General features: G+C 29.5%; 20 protein-coding genes and 1 tRNA gene. 11 read left to right on the top strand and 10 right to left on the bottom strand.

The window, feature by feature from the left end; genetic code table 11:
• Positions 1–8: 8 nt before the first annotated feature.
• Entirely contained in the window at positions 9–1,292 is a 1,284-nt protein-coding gene (lysA, locus tag ACI389_RS04710; RefSeq protein WP_439780386.1) for a diaminopimelate decarboxylase, read from the bottom strand.
• Between the two features lie 170 nt (positions 1,293–1,462).
• On the opposite strand from lysA, the gene ACI389_RS04705 reads away from it, so the two are divergent.
• Positions 1,463–2,101 (top strand): hypothetical protein, encoded by a 639-nt coding sequence (locus ACI389_RS04705; RefSeq protein ID WP_439780385.1) that lies wholly within the window; start codon positions 1,463–1,465, stop codon positions 2,099–2,101.
• A 36-nt stretch (positions 2,102–2,137) separates the two neighbouring features.
• On the opposite strand, the gene ACI389_RS04700 is transcribed toward ACI389_RS04705, so the two are convergent.
• The gene (locus ACI389_RS04700; RefSeq protein ID WP_439780384.1) at positions 2,138–3,298 is read right to left on the bottom strand and encodes an acetylornithine transaminase; all 1,161 of its coding nucleotides are present in this window, start codon (positions 3,296–3,298) and stop codon (positions 2,138–2,140) included.
• 72 nt (positions 3,299–3,370) lie between these two features.
• On the opposite strand from ACI389_RS04700, the gene ACI389_RS04695 reads away from it, so the two are divergent.
• A complete protein-coding gene (locus tag ACI389_RS04695; protein WP_439780383.1) occupies positions 3,371–3,802 on the top strand; it encodes a peptidylprolyl isomerase in 432 nt (143 codons plus the stop codon).
• 66 nt (positions 3,803–3,868) lie between these two features.
• Here the strand turns inward: ACI389_RS04695 and ACI389_RS04690 are convergent, their stop codons facing one another.
• From ACI389_RS04690 to ACI389_RS04665, 6 genes are all read right to left on the bottom strand, one after another.
• Positions 3,869–4,786 carry a DNA glycosylase gene (locus ACI389_RS04690; protein WP_439780382.1) on the bottom strand — a complete coding sequence of 306 codons (918 nt, stop codon included), beginning with the start codon at positions 4,784–4,786 and terminating at the stop codon, positions 3,869–3,871.
• Complete coding sequence (hisF, locus tag ACI389_RS04685) at positions 4,783–5,607, bottom strand: imidazole glycerol phosphate synthase subunit HisF (protein WP_439780381.1); 825 nt, start codon at positions 5,605–5,607, stop codon at positions 4,783–4,785. The genes ACI389_RS04690 and hisF overlap by 4 nt, the downstream gene beginning before the upstream one ends.
• 52 nt (positions 5,608–5,659) lie before the next feature.
• Complete coding sequence (locus ACI389_RS04680; protein ID WP_432645014.1) at positions 5,660–5,821, bottom strand: preprotein translocase subunit Sec61beta; 162 nt, start codon at positions 5,819–5,821, stop codon at positions 5,660–5,662.
• Positions 5,822–5,889: 68 nt separating this feature from the next.
• Positions 5,890–6,357, bottom strand: coding sequence for a cyclic pyranopterin monophosphate synthase MoaC (gene moaC / locus ACI389_RS04675; protein ID WP_439780380.1), 468 nt, complete (start codon positions 6,355–6,357; stop codon positions 5,890–5,892).
• 5 nt (positions 6,358–6,362) lie between these two features.
• Positions 6,363–7,580, bottom strand: coding sequence for a tRNA pseudouridine(54/55) synthase Pus10 (locus ACI389_RS04670; RefSeq protein WP_439780444.1), 1,218 nt, complete (start codon positions 7,578–7,580; stop codon positions 6,363–6,365).
• The gene (locus ACI389_RS04665) at positions 7,573–8,916 is read right to left on the bottom strand and encodes a signal recognition particle protein Srp54 (RefSeq protein ID WP_439780379.1); all 1,344 of its coding nucleotides are present in this window, start codon (positions 8,914–8,916) and stop codon (positions 7,573–7,575) included. Before ACI389_RS04665 ends, ACI389_RS04670 begins: the two co-directional genes overlap by 8 nt.
• A 91-nt stretch (positions 8,917–9,007) precedes the next feature.
• Between ACI389_RS04665 and hpt the strand changes: the two genes are divergently transcribed.
• The 8 genes from hpt (at position 9,008) to ACI389_RS04625 (ending at position 13,429) form a co-directional block, all read left to right on the top strand.
• Positions 9,008–9,577 (top strand): hypoxanthine/guanine phosphoribosyltransferase, encoded by a 570-nt coding sequence (hpt, locus tag ACI389_RS04660; RefSeq protein ID WP_439780378.1) that lies wholly within the window; start codon positions 9,008–9,010, stop codon positions 9,575–9,577.
• A 1-nt stretch (position 9,578) separates the two neighbouring features.
• Complete coding sequence (gene dph2 / locus ACI389_RS04655; RefSeq protein WP_439780377.1) at positions 9,579–10,583, top strand: diphthamide biosynthesis enzyme Dph2; 1,005 nt, start codon at positions 9,579–9,581, stop codon at positions 10,581–10,583.
• 77 nt (positions 10,584–10,660) lie between these two features.
• The gene (locus ACI389_RS04650) at positions 10,661–11,230 is read left to right on the top strand and encodes an exosome complex RNA-binding protein Csl4 (protein WP_439780376.1); all 570 of its coding nucleotides are present in this window, start codon (positions 10,661–10,663) and stop codon (positions 11,228–11,230) included.
• 13 nt (positions 11,231–11,243) lie between these two features.
• Positions 11,244–11,525: a DNA-directed RNA polymerase subunit L gene (locus tag ACI389_RS04645; RefSeq protein ID WP_439780375.1), complete on the top strand. Its 282-nt coding sequence runs from the start codon at positions 11,244–11,246 to the stop codon at positions 11,523–11,525.
• A 27-nt stretch (positions 11,526–11,552) separates the two neighbouring features.
• Positions 11,553–11,975 (top strand): NUDIX domain-containing protein, encoded by a 423-nt coding sequence (locus ACI389_RS04640; RefSeq protein ID WP_439780374.1) that lies wholly within the window; start codon positions 11,553–11,555, stop codon positions 11,973–11,975.
• A gap of 74 nt (positions 11,976–12,049) precedes the next feature.
• The gene (locus ACI389_RS04635; RefSeq protein WP_439780373.1) at positions 12,050–12,361 is read left to right on the top strand and encodes a transcription factor S; all 312 of its coding nucleotides are present in this window, start codon (positions 12,050–12,052) and stop codon (positions 12,359–12,361) included.
• Between the two features lie 9 nt (positions 12,362–12,370).
• The gene (locus tag ACI389_RS04630) at positions 12,371–13,342 is read left to right on the top strand and encodes a topoisomerase IV (RefSeq protein ID WP_439780372.1); all 972 of its coding nucleotides are present in this window, start codon (positions 12,371–12,373) and stop codon (positions 13,340–13,342) included.
• A gap of 13 nt (positions 13,343–13,355) precedes the next feature.
• A tRNA-Arg gene (locus ACI389_RS04625) sits at positions 13,356–13,429 on the top strand.
• Here the strand turns inward: ACI389_RS04625 and ACI389_RS04620 are convergent.
• Positions 13,430–15,265 carry a helicase C-terminal domain-containing protein gene (locus ACI389_RS04620; RefSeq protein ID WP_439780371.1) on the bottom strand — a complete coding sequence of 612 codons (1,836 nt, stop codon included), beginning with the start codon at positions 15,263–15,265 and terminating at the stop codon, positions 13,430–13,432.
• 96 nt (positions 15,266–15,361) lie between these two features.
• Here ACI389_RS04620 and cobI point away from each other — a divergent pair, with 96 nt between their 5' ends.
• Positions 15,362–16,066 carry a precorrin-2 C(20)-methyltransferase gene (gene cobI / locus ACI389_RS04615; RefSeq protein WP_439780370.1) on the top strand — a complete coding sequence of 235 codons (705 nt, stop codon included), beginning with the start codon at positions 15,362–15,364 and terminating at the stop codon, positions 16,064–16,066.
• Here the strand turns inward: cobI and ACI389_RS04610 are convergent.
• Positions 16,063–16,830, bottom strand: a complete 768-nt coding sequence (locus ACI389_RS04610; protein ID WP_439780369.1) for a V4R domain-containing protein — start codon at positions 16,828–16,830, stop codon at positions 16,063–16,065. The genes cobI and ACI389_RS04610 overlap by 4 nt on opposite strands.
• Positions 16,831–17,033: the final 203 nt, after the last annotated feature.

Here is a 17,033-nt window from a genome sequence, read left to right as displayed (position 1 = left end):
TTATCAACTTATTTTAAATGTGGTGGAATTCTTTGTTTTGCATATAAGTCTTCAAATGTTTCTCTTTCACGTACAACTGAACATTTACCATCAGTTACCAATATTTCTGAAGCAAGTGGTCTTGAGTTGTAATTTGAAGACATTGTAAATCCATATGCACCAGCATTTAATATACCTAATACATCTCCTTCTTCTACATCAGGCATTAATCTGTCACGTGCAAATAAATCTCCAGATTCACATACATTTCCTGCAATATCTACAGTTTGAGTGTTTTCAGCATCCATTTTAGTTGCATCAACAATGTGATGATATGACTCGTACATTGCTGGTCTTAATAAAGTATGGAAACCTGCATCTACACCTATGAATTTTCTGTAACTTTGTTTTAAACTGTTAACAGTTACTAAAAGTACACATGCATCTCCAACTAAGAATCTTCCAGGTTCAAGATACATTGTAGGATTACCCATATCATATTGTTCTAATTTTTCTTTAAATAATCCAACATTAACTTCTGCAAATTTATCTAAATCTACAATATTCTCTTCAGGAGTGTATGGAATACCTACTCCTCCACCAAAATCAACAAATTCAAAATCAATTCCAGCATCTTGGTGAACTTTACCCGCAATATCCATTGTTGATTCAATAGCTAATTTGAATGGTTCTGGATCTAAAATACCTGATCCAATATGAGAATGCATACCTATAGGATTGAATCCTAATTCCTTTGCTTTTTCATATACTTCTACAGCTTCAGATTCCATAATACCAAATTTACTCATCACACCACCAGTAATACAGTGATCATGATGCCCTGCACCTACCATTGGGTTTACCCTAAATGATATTTTTACTCCTTCAGGATCAATCATTTTAGATAATCTATTAAGTGCGGATACTGAATCAATATTTAAAACTGCACCTTCATCATGTACGAATTTTAATTCTTCATTAGTGATATTGTTACCAGTGAATAATATTCTGTCTCCTGAGAATCCAATCAATTTTGATATGTGGACTTCACCAGGAGAAACTGCATCAATGCAACAACCTTCACTTTCTAAAATTTTCATTACAGCAAGGTTAGTGTTAGCTTTACATGCATAAAAAACTTTAAAATCAGGATAATATTTTGAAAAAGTAGAATAGAATCTATTATAATTATCTCTTATCCTATTTTCATCAATTACATAGGTTGGAGTTCCGAATTCTTCTGCAATATCAACTGCATCTGCTCCACCAATATCTAGGTGGTTTTTATCATTTACTTTAATATTTAAATCCATAATTAAAACTCCTAAAAAAGTTACATTATATATTTAGTTATTTTCTTAATACTATTTAAAATTAATGAAAAAAGTAGCAAAATCCCAATAATAATATTAATCCAAAATTAAACTACAAAGCAAAAGATAAATATTGAATTATAAACAAATAAATGTGTAAGGTGAGCATTATGAAATTAAAATGTATTTTACTTGTGATAATACTCTTCGTTTTAATTCCCCATATATCAGCAGAAGATACTAATAATTGGAAAAATGTTACTGTCAATAAAGTAACTTTCAAAATTCCTGAAAAATTTTCAAATGGAACACTAAATAAAGATAATACAGGTTACACTCATGGAGAACCATTTGATTTTATAATATTTTCACTAGTTAAAAATGATAATTTAAAAAGAATGTATGGCTATTCCTATAACAGTAGATATTTAAATGATAGTGAAGAAACAGAGATTGCCGGCCACCATGCAGTAGTATTATATCAGTACAATGATTACTACAATCATGATTTCTTAGAGGTATTTTTTGCAACCGGTAAAAAGATTTTTAGAATCCAATATAATTCAGATCATGTTACCAATGAACTCAAGGAAATTATCAAAAGCACACCAAAATCAAAAATATCTAAAGAAACATTTTTAAACAAATTAGATACTGCACAAAGAGATTATTGTCAAGAAAATTACATGAAAAATCTTGAAGTGGATTTAGAATATAATTATCACACACAGGACAATCATCATAAACCTAAGTATTTCTATTATTTAGGAAGTCATGGACGTGGTGTTGGTATGAGTTATAGTTGGTAAATTAAAAAAAAGAATGAGATTATCTAATTGATAATCTTATAAAATTTCATCTAAAGCTTTAACAAACTCATCAATGTCTTCTTTAGTAATTATTAATGGTGGAACAAATCTTAAAACATTTCCAGCAGTACAATTAATTAAAAATCCTGCTTCTCTTAGTTTATCAACATATTCAGCACCAGGTTTAGTTAATTCTAAACCAACCATTAAACCTTTACCACGAACATCAGAAATAACTTCTTTATCTAATTTTTTTAGCTCTTCAATAAAGTATTCTCCAACTTCATTAACATTTGCTAAAATATCTTTTTCTTCAATTTCATCTAAAACCTCATTAGCAGCAGCACATACAAGAGGTCCTCCTCCAAATGTAGTTCCATGATCTCCAGGTACAAATGCACTAGCTATTTCTTCAGTTGCTAAAATTCCACCCATTGGAACTCCTCCACCTATTCCTTTAGCCATAGTCATAATATCTGGTTTAACATCGAATAATTCATGTGCAAATAATGTTCCACATCTACCGAATCCTGTTTGTACTTCATCTACAATGAATACAATACCATTTTCTTTACAGATTGCCTCAATTCCTTTTAAATATTCAGCATCAGGAACATTGACTCCACCTTCACCTTGAATAGGTTCTACAATAATAGCTGCAGTGTTTTCATTTACAGCTTCTTTAATAGCTTCAAGATCATTATAGGCAACATTGATAAACCCTTCTGGCATTACTGCTTTAAATGGTTCATGATATTCCTCATGACCAGTTGCTGCAAGTGTCATTATTGTTCTTCCATGGAATGAATCAATAGTTGAAATAATTTCACTTTTTCCAGTGTACTTTACAGCTAATTTAATAGCTCCTTCATTTGCCTCAGCACCACTGTTTGCATAAAAGATTCTATCGAAATTAGTTAAATCAATTAATTTTTTAGCATATACTAATGCTGGTTCATTATAGTAAATACTTGAAATATGAATGAGTTTTTCTGCTTGGTCTTGTATAGCTTTTACAAGTTTAGGGTGGTTGTGACCTAACGCATTTACAGCAATACCTGCAAACATGTCTAAATATTCATTTCCATCAATATCTGTGACTCTTACACCTTCACCATGGTCAAGTACTACTGGTTGTCTTGTGAAAGTGTTTATGAAATAATCATCTTCAATTTTAATTAATTCTTGAGTATTCATTTTAATCTTTCCATAAACTATTTAATCATTAATATTTATAATATTAATATTATTTAAAAATTAGGTGATAAAATGAAAGTTGCAATAATTGAAACTGATAAAGGGAACATTGAACTTGAATTATTCCCAAAAGAAGCACCTGGAACTGTAGCAAACTTTGAAAAATTAATCAAAGAAGGATTTTATGATGGATTAACTTTCCACAGAGTAATCCCTGACTTTGTAATTCAAGGTGGATGTCCTAACGGAAACGGTACTGGTGGACCAGGTTACACAATTAAATGTGAAACCGAAGGAAACCCACATAGACATGGAACTGGTGCATTATCCATGGCACACGCAGGAAAAGACACTGGTGGTAGTCAATTCTTTATTACTCACTCTCCACAACCTCATTTAGATGGTGTGCATACTGTATTTGGTCAAGTTATCAAAGGCCAAGATGTCGTTAACGCTATTCGCCAAGGCGACAAAATGAACAAAGTTACCGTAGAAGAAAGATAATTTTATCTTTCAACTTTTTTTATTTTATACTAACTCAAATATCTTAATTTACAATTAAAAAGAGAACTATTTTTTAAGTTGTTTCATCAAACCAGATTTACGTGCATAATGAAACATATACAATTGAACATAACCTGCATTTTTACCAAATTCTTCCATTCCAAACTCTCTGACCTTAGGTACACTAATATCCTTGTCATCAAAATAAAGATGAGAAACAATTCTTTTTATCCAAACATCTGATGGAAAAGCTTCTCTAAAGTTAAAACCATATAATAAAATACAATCAGCAACTTTAGGACCAACACCAGGGACTTTTAATATTGTCTCAAATGCCTCATCATAACTCATTTTTTGAATTTCCGAGAAATCCATTTCAAATGTAAAAAATTCAGATGCTTTTCTCATATATGGAGCTCTATATCCAACACCGCATGATTTTAAGTTATTACTACAATTGCATAAGTCATTATTATCTGATAAATCAAATTCCTCTTCTTCATCTAAAAATACATCTTTAAGAATTTGAACACTTGGAAAACTATAAAAATCATGATAATTAGTTCCCCATTTCTGTTTAATATCAGAAATTGATTTTGTCCATCTTTTAATAGAATTATTTGCTGAACAAATTGATGAAATAATGCATTCAAATGGATTTGAAGCTAAAAATAGTCTTAAACCATTACAAAACTCTGGCATTGCAGATAGTTCAGCATGGTTTGATAAATATTTATAAAATTTATTCAAATCAAAATCTAAATCATAAATATAATTTATTTTAGAAATAGCTTCTTTTTGAGTAATCTCTCCAGAAAAATTAAAATCTAAAAATTCTCCAGACTGTTTAACATCAAAAATAACTGGTTTATCATTAACTTGTACAACTTCCTTAAATGAATTGTTTACTTGTTTCCATGGAGGTTGTGATGTTTGACCTGAAATCTGAGTTAATTCCAAATCAATAGGAGTTTTAATTATCATAAACGGACAGGTATATTATTCTTTTTTAAATATTCTTTTACTTCACCAAGAGAATACTGATTAAAGTGAAATATACTTGCTGCAAGAGCTGCACTAACATCTGTTTTTTCAAATACATCAAGAATATCTTTTGGCTCTCCAACTCCACCACTAGCAATGACTGGAATATCAACAGCATCATTGATAGCCTTATTTAACTCAATATCATATCCATTTTGAGTTCCATCACCATCCATACTAGTTAAAAGAATTTCACCAGCACCTAAATCTTGACATTTTTGTGCCCATTGAATTGCATCAATACCTGTGAATTCACGTCCACCATAAATACTTGAATCAAACCAACAGAATCCTTTATCAGTTTCAACAACAACTTTATCTGGTGCATCATCTGGATGTGAAACATATCTTCTTTTTGCATCAATTCCAATGACAACTGCCTGTGATCCTACAACTTTTGAAGCTTCAGTTAATAATTCTGGATTTTTAATTGCTGCTGTGTTAGTTGAACACTTATCTGCACCTGCTCTAAGCATTTTAATATAATCTTCAACACGTCTTATTCCTCCACCTACACAAATTGGCATGAATACATTTTCTGTTAATTTATCAATAACATCTGCCATTGTAGCACGTCTTTCATGTGAAGCAGTGATATCTAAAACTACAATTTCATCTGCACCTTCTTCGTAGTATTTTGTTGCAAGGTCTATTGGATTTCCAGCATATTTAATTTCTTTAAACTCCACACCTTTTACAACTCTACCTTCTGGTACTTGCAAATCACAATCTAAACAAGGAATAATTCTTTTAGTTAACATATTATCAAAATAAAGAAAAAAAGTAATGTTGTTTTTTTAAAAAACAATGAATTTAAACTGAATATCTTAATACAAAACATAATATAGCTACAATAACAGTAGCAACAATGATATGCTCTGGAGAAAGTTTTGGTCCAAGACTTTCTTCATCAAAATATCTTACTAAACCTGCACCTGTTTGAGGCATAGAAATTTTATCATTTTTTTTCGCCATACAAATCCCCATAAAATTTAATTAATAAAAATAATATACTTAATTATCATTTTTATAGTATATAAAGTTTAAATTTTTTCTTTTTTAATAACTTTAATACTACTAATTTTAGTATCTGGATATTGTCCATTTTCATCCTTTTCAACAGCTTTAACCATATCCCAAACGGTAAGCAAAGCAACACTTACACCAGTAATGGCTTCCATCTCAACACCAGTTTTACCTAATGTATTAACTGCACATGTAGCTATAATCTCATCCTCTTTAACTTCAAAATCAAGCTCGACACCGGTTAATGCTAATGGGTGGCAAAGAGGAATTATTGAAGATGTATTTTTAACAGCTTGAATTCCTGCAATTTGAGCAGTTGTTAAAACATTACCCTTTTTTATTTCTTCATTTTGAATTAAATTAATTGTATTTCTATCTAAAAAGATACTACCACTTGCAATAGCTCTTCTTTTTTGATCAGGTTTTCCACCAACTTCAACCATGTGGACTCCTGTTTCTGTTAAATGTGTAAATTCTTCTACCATACTATCTACTTCTCACTTACTTCTATTACATCCAATTGCTCACAAATAGCTTTAACGCCTAAAATTTTACTTACATTAGGATGACTTCTTCCTTCATCCCCAGAAATTAATTCTTTAATATATAAACCGCCTTCAGTCTTAATTCGCATGCTAAAATGTTTATCATCAATTATTTCATATGATAATTCTTTAACATGTTTAATACGTACCTTATCAGCACGCCTTCTCAATACTCTTAAAGGAGTTTGTTGATGAATCTCATCTAATTTTAATAATTCTTCAAGTTTCAATTTATCAAAACTTTCATCACATCCAACAAGTGCATCATAAACCTTATAAGTATCCGGAGAGGATTGTTTAATTTCTGCTTTCCTATTTCTTTTACATAAATGTAGATTATGATAAGCAGTTTTACCTTCATTAATTTTATTTACATCTTCTTCAACTTTTGATAAATCAAGTTTTCTTAATTTTGGTTCTTTGATTTCCAATACAAAAGGTCTTCCGGAACCTAACATTAAAACATCAATATCCTCACGACCAGCACCATGGAATTTAGCTTCCTTACCCTTAGTTAATTCTAATACATGCTCTGAAATTAGTTCTTCGACTGACTCTAGGTATTGTTTACCTGTGAAGTTACATTCTTCACATCCTCTTCCTTTACATTTTGTGCATGGCCATTTAGTTTGAGGAATTCCTCTTTTAAGTTTATTATATTTACCTTCAATATATAATGGATTAATTTGAATTCTAACTTTAGGATTATCAATCAAATCTATGTTAAATACAATATCTTGACTTTCAAATTCCGCCTCTTTGTCATATATTTCCCAAAGTCTAAGACCAATTAATCTATTAATCTCTTTTTTAATAGTCTCAACAGTAAGATTAAATTTTTTAGAAAGCTCTTCATCACGTTCTTGAATATCTTTAGGAACCTTTGAACCAACTAAAAATGTATCAAATTCAATTCCTAATTGATTAATTTTATCATCAATTTTTTTGTATAAATCATCATCGAGCTTGTTAAAGATATTATTACATATCACACAATCTACATCATCTAGATTTATATTTAATTCTGAACAAACTTTATCTGCTCTTTCAATGTTGTTTAATCCTTCAATTGTTTTAGATAATTTTCTACCAAGACAATTTTTACAGATTTTCCCATCTGTTTGCTCTAAGATTTGTTTTGCTAATTCGTACATATTATCTATTCATGAATTGTCCCATAATACGGTTCATAGCACCGCCACCTAAACGGCCACCACGTTTACCAATTCCTTTCATGGTCTTTTTAGTATTGTTATAATATTTTAAAAGTTCTTTTACATCACTTTCATCAACACCAGACCCTCTAGCAATTCTTTGAACACGAGACTGTTTGATTATTTTAGGGTTTAACATTTCTTCTTCAGTCATGGAAGACATCATAATTTTATATGAGTCTATTTTATCTTCAGTCATCTTAGAAGCTTCTTTTGAGATTTTATTTCCCATACCTGGAATCATATTTAAAACTTGCTGCATTGGACCCATTTTATTCATCATTTCAAATTGGTTTCTCATATCCATTAATGTAAATTTACCAGTGAGCATATTGTTCATTGTTTTTTCTGCAATATCCTCATCAATATTTTCTTCAGCTTTTTCAATAAGAGATTTTATATCCCCCATACCAAGTAATCTTGAAATAAATCTTTCTGAATCAAATAATTCAAAATCATCGATTCTTTCACCAGTACCGATAAATTTAATTGGAGCACCTGTTTCTGCAACAGCAGACATTGCACCTCCTCCTTTTGCTGAACCATCTAATTTTGTAATAATAATTGATCCAATATCAGTAGCTTTTGAAAAAGCTTTTGCTTGCTCGCCTGCTTGTTGACCTATTGTTCCATCAATAACAAGAATAGCTTCATTTGGATTTATGATATCATCTAATTCATCCATTTCTGCAATTAAATCTTCTTCTTCTTTATGCCTACCTGCTGTATCGAAAATAATAACTTTTCTATTTTTGAACTCTTGCAAACCTTTTCTAGCTAAATCAAGAGCATCCTTATTATCAGGATCCCCATATAAAGGAACATCAATTTCTTCAGTTAACTGTTTCAATTGAACATAAGCAGCAGGTCTCCATGTGTCAGTACATACAACAGCCGGGTTAAAACCTTTTTTCTGTAAAAATCTACATAATTTACCAATGGTAGTTGTTTTACCACTACCTTGAAGACCTAAGAATAAAATTTTGTAAGGTCTTTCATCAATATCTAAACCAACAGTCTCACTGCCTAAAAGATTTACCATTTCTTCATAAATAATTGTTATAACATGTTCCCTTGGAGTAATACCCTTTGGAGGTTCCTCTTCAAGAGACCTATTTTCAATTTTTTTTGATAAATCAAGGACTAACTTAATATTAACGTCAGATTGAATTAAAGCACGTTGAATATCTTTTACAACTTCTTTAATAGTCTTTTTATCAATAACGGACATTCCTACTAATTTTTTCATCGTATTAGTAAGATTTTCTCCTAAATTTCCAAGCATATTATCACTTATAATAATTCTAATTAGCAAACTTATATAATTATATTAATTATATATTTATTTAATTAAAGTTTTAATAATTTGTGATATCATGTTAGAAGAAGTAATAAAATCTTTAGAATCATCACCCGTAGTTAAAAAAGGTGAATATAACTACTTTGTAAATCCTATAAGTGATGGTGTTCCAGCAATGGACCCTAAAATGCTTAGAGAATTATCACTAATAGTTTCTAAATATGCTGATTTAGATGTTGATAAAATTGTAGCAGTTGAAGCAATGGGAATACATTTAGCTACTGCACTATCTCTTGCAACAGACATCCCATTTGTTGTAATCCGTAAAAGACAATATGGTCTTGAAGGAGAAACAGAAGTTTATCAAAAAACAGGATATGGCTCCTCCAACCTTTATGTAAACGATTTACATGCTGGAGAAAAAATATTGCTTATTGACGATGTAGTAAGTACTGGAGGAACCTTAATAGCTTTATTAAACACTTTAAAAGATATAGGATTAGAAGTTAAATCCACTGTTGCAGTTATTGAAAAAGGCGAAGGCAAAAATATTGTTAAAAAGGAAACTGGTGTTGATGTAATATCCATTGTTAAAATCAATGTTGTCAACGGAAAAGTAGTTATTGAAAAAACAATTGAAGATTAAAATGTCAATGTATAATATGGATTTAGACAAAGTAATCCGTAAGATAACCTCACTTGATGCTCAAACTGTTGGCCTTCAATTTCCAGAAGGTTTAAAAATACAAGCTATAAAAATAGCTAAACAAATTGAAGAAGAAACTGAAGCAACAGTTATTATCTCAGGAGATCCTTGTTTTGGAGCATGTGATGTAAGTGATTATAAAATGAAAGGATCAGTTGATTTAATAGTACATTACGGACATACTTCCCTTCCATTAAAATATGAAGTTCCTACATTATTTATTGAAGCATATTCTAATATAGATATTAAAAATAACCTTGAAAAATCATTAGAATATTTAAAAGATTATTACAGAATAGGACTTGTAACAACAACACAACACTTACATCTTTTAAATGAAACTAAAGATTTCTTAGAAGACAATGGAAAAGAAGTCATCCTAGGTTCATCACCATCAACTAGGAAAGGTCAAGTTTTAGGGTGTAATTTTTCATCTATTAAAAACTTAGATGTTGAAGTTATATTATTCATAGGAAATGGAAATTTCCATGCATTAGGAATTAAATTATTCTCTAACACTCCAGTAATTGCATTAGATCCCTATAATGGTGAAATTAGAAGTATGGATGAATTTGCAGATAGAATTTTAAGAATAAGATTTGCAAGAATTACAAAAGCCCGTAGTGCTAAAAAATGGGGAATTTTAGTATCTACAAAAGAAGGACAATACAGGATGAATTTAGCAAAAGAAATTAAAAAAATTCTAGAAGATATGAAAATGGAAGCCTACATTATCCTAGTAGACAATGTATCCCCAGATGTTTTACTTCCATACTTAGAATTAGATGCTTTTGTTGTGAGTGCTTGTCCAAGAATCGCAATTGATGATTCACAAATGTATAAAAAACCATTATTAACTCCGCAAGAATTAGAAATAGTTTTAAATAAACGAGAATGGGAGAATTATCAATTGGATGAAATTTTATTCCATGAACGTTATAAATAATTTTAAATATTAATATAAATAAAATTATTATTATATTAAAGAGAGTTTTATAAACTCTTTATTTTGGTGATTTTAATATGAAAATAGAAGAAGATAAAATTGTGATGCCTGGAGATAAATTAGGAATAATCGAACAATATCTCCCAGGAGAGGGTACTTATGATGATGAAGGAGACATCAAATCATCAGTACTTGGAAATGTTAAAATTAATCAAAAAATGAAGGTAATTTCTGTTGTGTCAGATGCAAAACCTGCTCTTTTAAAAATTGGAGATATTGTTTATGGTCAGATTACTGATATCAAACCACAAAGAGCAAATGTTCAAATCGAATGTATTAAAGACAATGCAAGACCATTAGCATTACCATATCTGGGTACTATACACATCTCACAAGCTAAAAAAGATTATTTAGAGAAATTATCTGATGCTTTTAGAATAGGAGATATTATTCAGGCAAAAGTTATTAAAATTACTGGAGATAATGTCGATTTAGGTAGCACAGATGATGATTGTGGTGTCCTAAAAGCTATGTGTACTCGTTGTAGAGATTACATGCACACTACAAAACAAATTGATGAACTTCAATGTAATACATGTAATAGAAAAGAAAAACGTAAAGTTTCTAAAAACTACATTAATGATTAATTAGGTTGATAAAATGGAAAATTTTGAAATTATTGAAGATAAAACATTAGAATTAACTTTTATTGTAAAAGATGAAAGTCACGGAATCTGTAACGCGTTAAGACACATTTTAATGCAAAATCCTGATGTTGAATATGCAGTTTATAATATTGATCACCCTCTTACTGGAAAACCAGAAATGACTATTAAAACAAAAAGAGGAAAAAGACCAAGAAACGCACTACAAAAAGCTGCAGAAGAACTCCAAAAAGAAAGTCTTGAGTTCAAAAAACTTATTGATGAAGCTTTAGAATAAGCTTCCTATTCTTTTTTAAGTGATTTAATGACCGAATATAAAAAACCATCTGTAACAACAGATGTTTTTATTTATGATGAGCATTTTAATTTTATTCTGATTAAAAGAAAAAATAATCCTTTTAAAGATTACTGGGCATTGCCTGGTGGATTTGTTGATTATGGTGAAACTGTAGAATCCGCTGCAATAAGAGAAGCTGAAGAAGAAACTAGCATTAATGTGAAACTTGAAGATTTAGTTAATGTTTACTCTAATCCAGATAGAGATTCAAGAGGCCACACCATAAGTATTGTATATACTGCAAAAGGAGATTTTAATAAACGAAAAGCTAATGATGACGCAAAAGACATTGACATATTTTCAGTTGAAAAACTAAATGAAATCAATCTTGCTTTTGACCATGATAAAATAATAAAAGACTGCTTAAATATAGTTAAAAATAAAAAATAATGCCATATATTTAAATAACTTAAAAAAAATATTGTAATATAAAACTTATTAAAATTAATTAGAGGAGGAGTTAAATGGAATTTTGTCCTGAATGTGGAGCAATGATGTTTCCCAATAATGGTATTTTAAAATGCAATAGTTGTGGTTACACTGAAGAAAACTCCGATAATACTGATTATAAAGTTTCAAAGAAAATTGAAGCTGAAGAAACTGTTAAAATGTTGGGTGAAGATGTAGATGTCGGCCCAAGAACAGAAGAAATTTGTCCTGAATGTGGACACAATATAGCAACTTATAAATTATTACAAACTCGTAGTGCTGATGAAGCTCCCACCCGTATATTCACATGCGTAAAATGTAAACACACTTGGAGAGCTTATGACTGAGGTTTTCTCATGAAAGATTCTAAAGAAAAAGAGCATAGGATTTCTAATTTAAAAGACTTAATTGATAATGTCAAAGAAGAAGATTCTGCTATTGATTCACAGGAAGATAATGAATTGATAAATTACCTACATGAAGATGAAATAGATTTTGATGAGTTAGAAATTGATGATGAATTTATCTATCATCCAGATAATACTGAAGACCATGCGATAAATTTAGAAGAAACTCCTATTGATGAAAATTTTATAATTAACACACCAAAAGAGGAAAAAGAATTAGAAAGCCCAGTTAATGATTTTGAAGAAGAAGACATTATTAGTGATATAACTGAAAATTTTGACCAATTTGTTAATGCTAAAATTGGTAAAACCCCTATTTTAAGTATTATCAGTTCCATACTTGGAATTATATTTATAATAATCTCAATGTTCATTTTTGGATCTCGTAGCGATAGAATAATAGATAATGTAACTTCTGGTGAAACAAATTTTATTTCTGTTATTGTTCTTGGATTAGGGATTTTATTATTAATTTATGGAATTTATAAAATATTCGACATCAAAAATCCACTGACTGGAATAACAAATAGTATTAATTCTATTGATGCTAAAGAAAAAGTAAAAACTGATGCTTCTAAGGAAAAAGAAAATAAAAAAATTATCCCTAAAAGCGACATCCCATTGGATAAAAATTCCTATAAAATAGGTGAATTCAACATGGGTGATATAAAAAATAAATTTAAAAAATCAACTACTTCTAAAAAACCACAACCAAACACCCAAGATATAAGCGATATCCCCCCTGCTAAAAAGAAAGATGAAAATGAAAAAGAACTAACCATCGAAAAAATTGAGGATATCAAATATAAACAAGTAAAACTTGATAATGAAACTATTGACGATATTTTTGCAGAAGTAGAAGATATTGATGACCTGCCAATTATTTCCATTGATTCTGAAGAAAAAGAAGAAAAGAAATAAAATTTTATTTATTGGGCCTGTAGTCTAGTCAGGAATGACGCAGGACTTCGGATCCTGAGATCGGGGGTTCAAATCCCTCCAGGTCCGCTATTTTTTAACTCTAACAACTGCTTCCTTGAAAAATTCAGGAATCAACGATCTATACATTGGACTTTTAAAAAGCATGTTAATATCACTATCAATAATATAAGTATAACATGAATCATCTTCTGCTCTCATACCACGACCATATGCTTGCATTAAAGTCATTACAGTTTTATAAGCATACCATTTTTTATCACGTTTCATTCTCATATTAACTTGCTTATCTCCAAGATATGGAAAAGGCATTTTATAAATAACTTGGAATCTACACTTATCGTATGGTAAATCAACACCTTCACTCATAGATGGTGAAACTAAAACCAATGGATTTTTATCTTTTTCAAAGAAATCCAAAATTTGCTCCCTATTTTTTGAAGTATGTGAAATTAATCTTGAATTAGGTAAATTATTTGTGATGTATTGTTGACATTTATAACTGTGAGTATGTATTAAACCTTTATCCCCCTCATGTTTCTTTAAAATCTCTTGTAAAATATGAATTGTTTTTGGAGCAGTTCTTTTAATCCTATTAGCAGACATTTTTCCAGCTAAATCAAGAATAATAGGTCTTTTTTCTTTCGTAAATGGACTATCCACCTTAATATGATAAACTTCATTAGGATTTAACCCTAACCATTTTGAAAACATCTTATGGGATAAAATAGTTGCACTCATAAAAATAACAACATCCCCATACTTTAATAAATTATTTTTAGCATAATGATGAACCCTTAATGGTTTAAATGTAACACCATAATCTCCAGTGTCAATTACCCAATTTTTAGGCTCTTTTTCTAGATTATTTCTAAGGGTTTTTAACCTACCAATAGTTGATCTAATCCTATCTGCCTTATTCTTACTTATATCTTTTAAATCAATATCTTCATAAGAATCCCTAATTGCATCGATTTCCATCATCCAATCTTCAAGTTCACCATCTTTTAAAGTTTGAGGAGAAATCTGCTTATTAATATCTTTCTCAAGTGTCCTATTATATAATGTAACTTCCATAGTGGACATTAATTTATTTTCAATATTATGAGCCTCATCTAAAATAAGTAAAGAACGAGGTCCAAAATGTTTAACATAATTAAACTCAACAATAGCATAATCATAATTCATTAGTGTTATTGGAGAATTAACCGCATTGGCCTTTTGATTCCAATAATGACAATGCCCACTTGATTGATAAAATACTGTTCCTCCATATGAATCTTCAAAAGCCAATTCTGCATCCAATGTTGGATTTTTAGCAACACCATAAGGACAGAAAAATTTACTTGAAACAGGAGATGTTTTACAAGCCCCAATATCACAAGTAGACTCTAAATTATCCTGCAAACAAGCAAAATTACCCCTACCTTTAACCAATGGAAAATCAAATTCATCAGAATATTGTGATTGCAATTGTTTAGTCATAGTCAAAATATAAGCAGATCCATACATTTTAGCTAATGTTGTAGCTATTGCAGACTTACCAGTACCTGTCCCTGCCTCCAATATAATATATTTATAACCTTTTTTAATTGCATCATTAATCTCTTGAATAATTTCTAACTGTCCAGTTCTAGGCTCATCAAATGGAAAATTTTCAATAATATCTTCATCTATATTTGGATTTAATTCTTTCAAATATGCTGCAGTCCCTTCATCTTGCTTATGATCATCTATAGAATAAACTTCAGGAATTTCATCATCTAATATTGATGAATTCCTTATTTTTGATTCAGAAAAACTAAATAAATTTGTTGGACCATCAGATTCTTTTTTAGAGTATTTCCCACAAGTACAATTACTTTTTAACATTCCACAATTTGGGCAAAAAATTGAATTTGACATTAAAAATATATTAGGTAAATATAATATAAATAAATTATAGAAAGAGCATTTGTAAAATAATGATTAAAATTAATAATTATAAAATAAAGTGATTATATGGTTAAAAAAGGAAAATTGATTGGAATTGGTGTTGGACCCGGAGATACTGAATTATTAACATTAAAAGCTGCTAAAGTATTAGAAACAGTCCCGGTTATTTTTTCACCTAAATCTGCGAAAGAAAAAGAAAGTATTGCTTTATCAATCGTAAGACCACTTCTTAAAGAAAGAAAAGATTATAAAAAAATAATGATCGTTGAACCTATTTTTCCTATGATTGAAGATAAAAAAGAACTCGAAAAAATATGGGATAGTGCATCTGAATTAGTTGCACAATATCTTAATACTGGAAGAGATGTCGCATTCATTACACTTGGAGACACATCCATATTTAGTACTTATTCATACTTACAAAAAAGATTAATTGATGAATACGAAGTAGAAACTATTCCTGGAATTACCTCATTTACTGCATGTGCAGCTGCTAAAAATGAAGCATTAGTAGAACAAAATGACATTTTAACTATTGTTCCTAAAATTGACAATAGAATTGAAAATATTTTAGAATATAGTGATTCAATTGTTCTTATGAAAGCTTCAAGAAATTCAACAAAACTTGAATTAAAAATCAAAAACGATAAAAGAGAAAAAGAAATTTATTCAGTTCAAAACTGCACTCGCGAAAATGAAAAAATAATTGAAGGATTTTCCCACGAAAAACCTTACCTTACAACATCAATTATAAAATTTAAAAATGATTAGTGAGTTTTTACACTTTGGGGTTCAACCTCAAAGACACATTTTCCATCACCCATTGTATAACATTGTGTCTCAATAACACTAACAGGTAATTTAAAAAATTCTGTAAATAAACCTTCCATAATACCAGCATCTAAAAAACAAGCAGGTTTTCCTGTCTTTGGAAGTAACTCACATTCAAAACAATCCACAATTATAATTTTAATTATTTGACCTATTTCAAAATTCAACATGCCTAATCCTTTTTTACTCCAAAATTTGGATAAATTATTCATAAACACATCTAAATCTTCATCATACAATTTATTAAAGAGAGATTTACCTATTTGATTACCAGTTGATTTTAAAATAGGATCAATATTAATTCCTTCTTGAATAAGCATTGCTTTTAAAGTGTGGAACAATAATGTTGAAAACTGTCCATCACCTTCAACTATATTTTTTATTAAATAATCTGCTTGAGTCTCTTCAAGTTCCTTTGGTTCGGAAAGATTTACAGAACCAAGATATTTAGAATTTAAGTAAAATATTTTTTTTCTATTATCTGCAGGATGCATTCTATATGAAATAATCCCATCTTCTCTTAAATTTTTTAAATGCACTGAAACTGTAGATTTAGATTTACCAATGTTAGCAACAATTTCATCAAATTCCATATCTCTATCTCTGAGCATTTCTAGAATTATGAGTTTTGCTGGGCTTTTAACTACATTAACACATAATTCTGTTGAATCTGAAAATATTTGTATCGGTTTTTGTTTGCTCATTAATTTCCCCCATATGTATAATTATATTTAATGTATTTAGTTAATAAATATATCTATAATCTAAAATTTAATCAAAATGATAAAAAAAACTTTAATAATTATACAAAAATTAGAAATAACTCAAAAATAAATATCGAACTGTTCGTATTGTATGGAATAATTTAGGTTAAGTATAAATAATAGATACAACCAAGTTAATATTA

Source organism: Methanobrevibacter sp. (genome assembly GCF_051877095.1).
In the GTDB taxonomy this organism is placed as follows: domain Archaea; phylum Methanobacteriota; class Methanobacteria; order Methanobacteriales; family Methanobacteriaceae; genus Methanocatella.
This window is presented reverse-complemented; position numbering and strand designations above follow the sequence as displayed.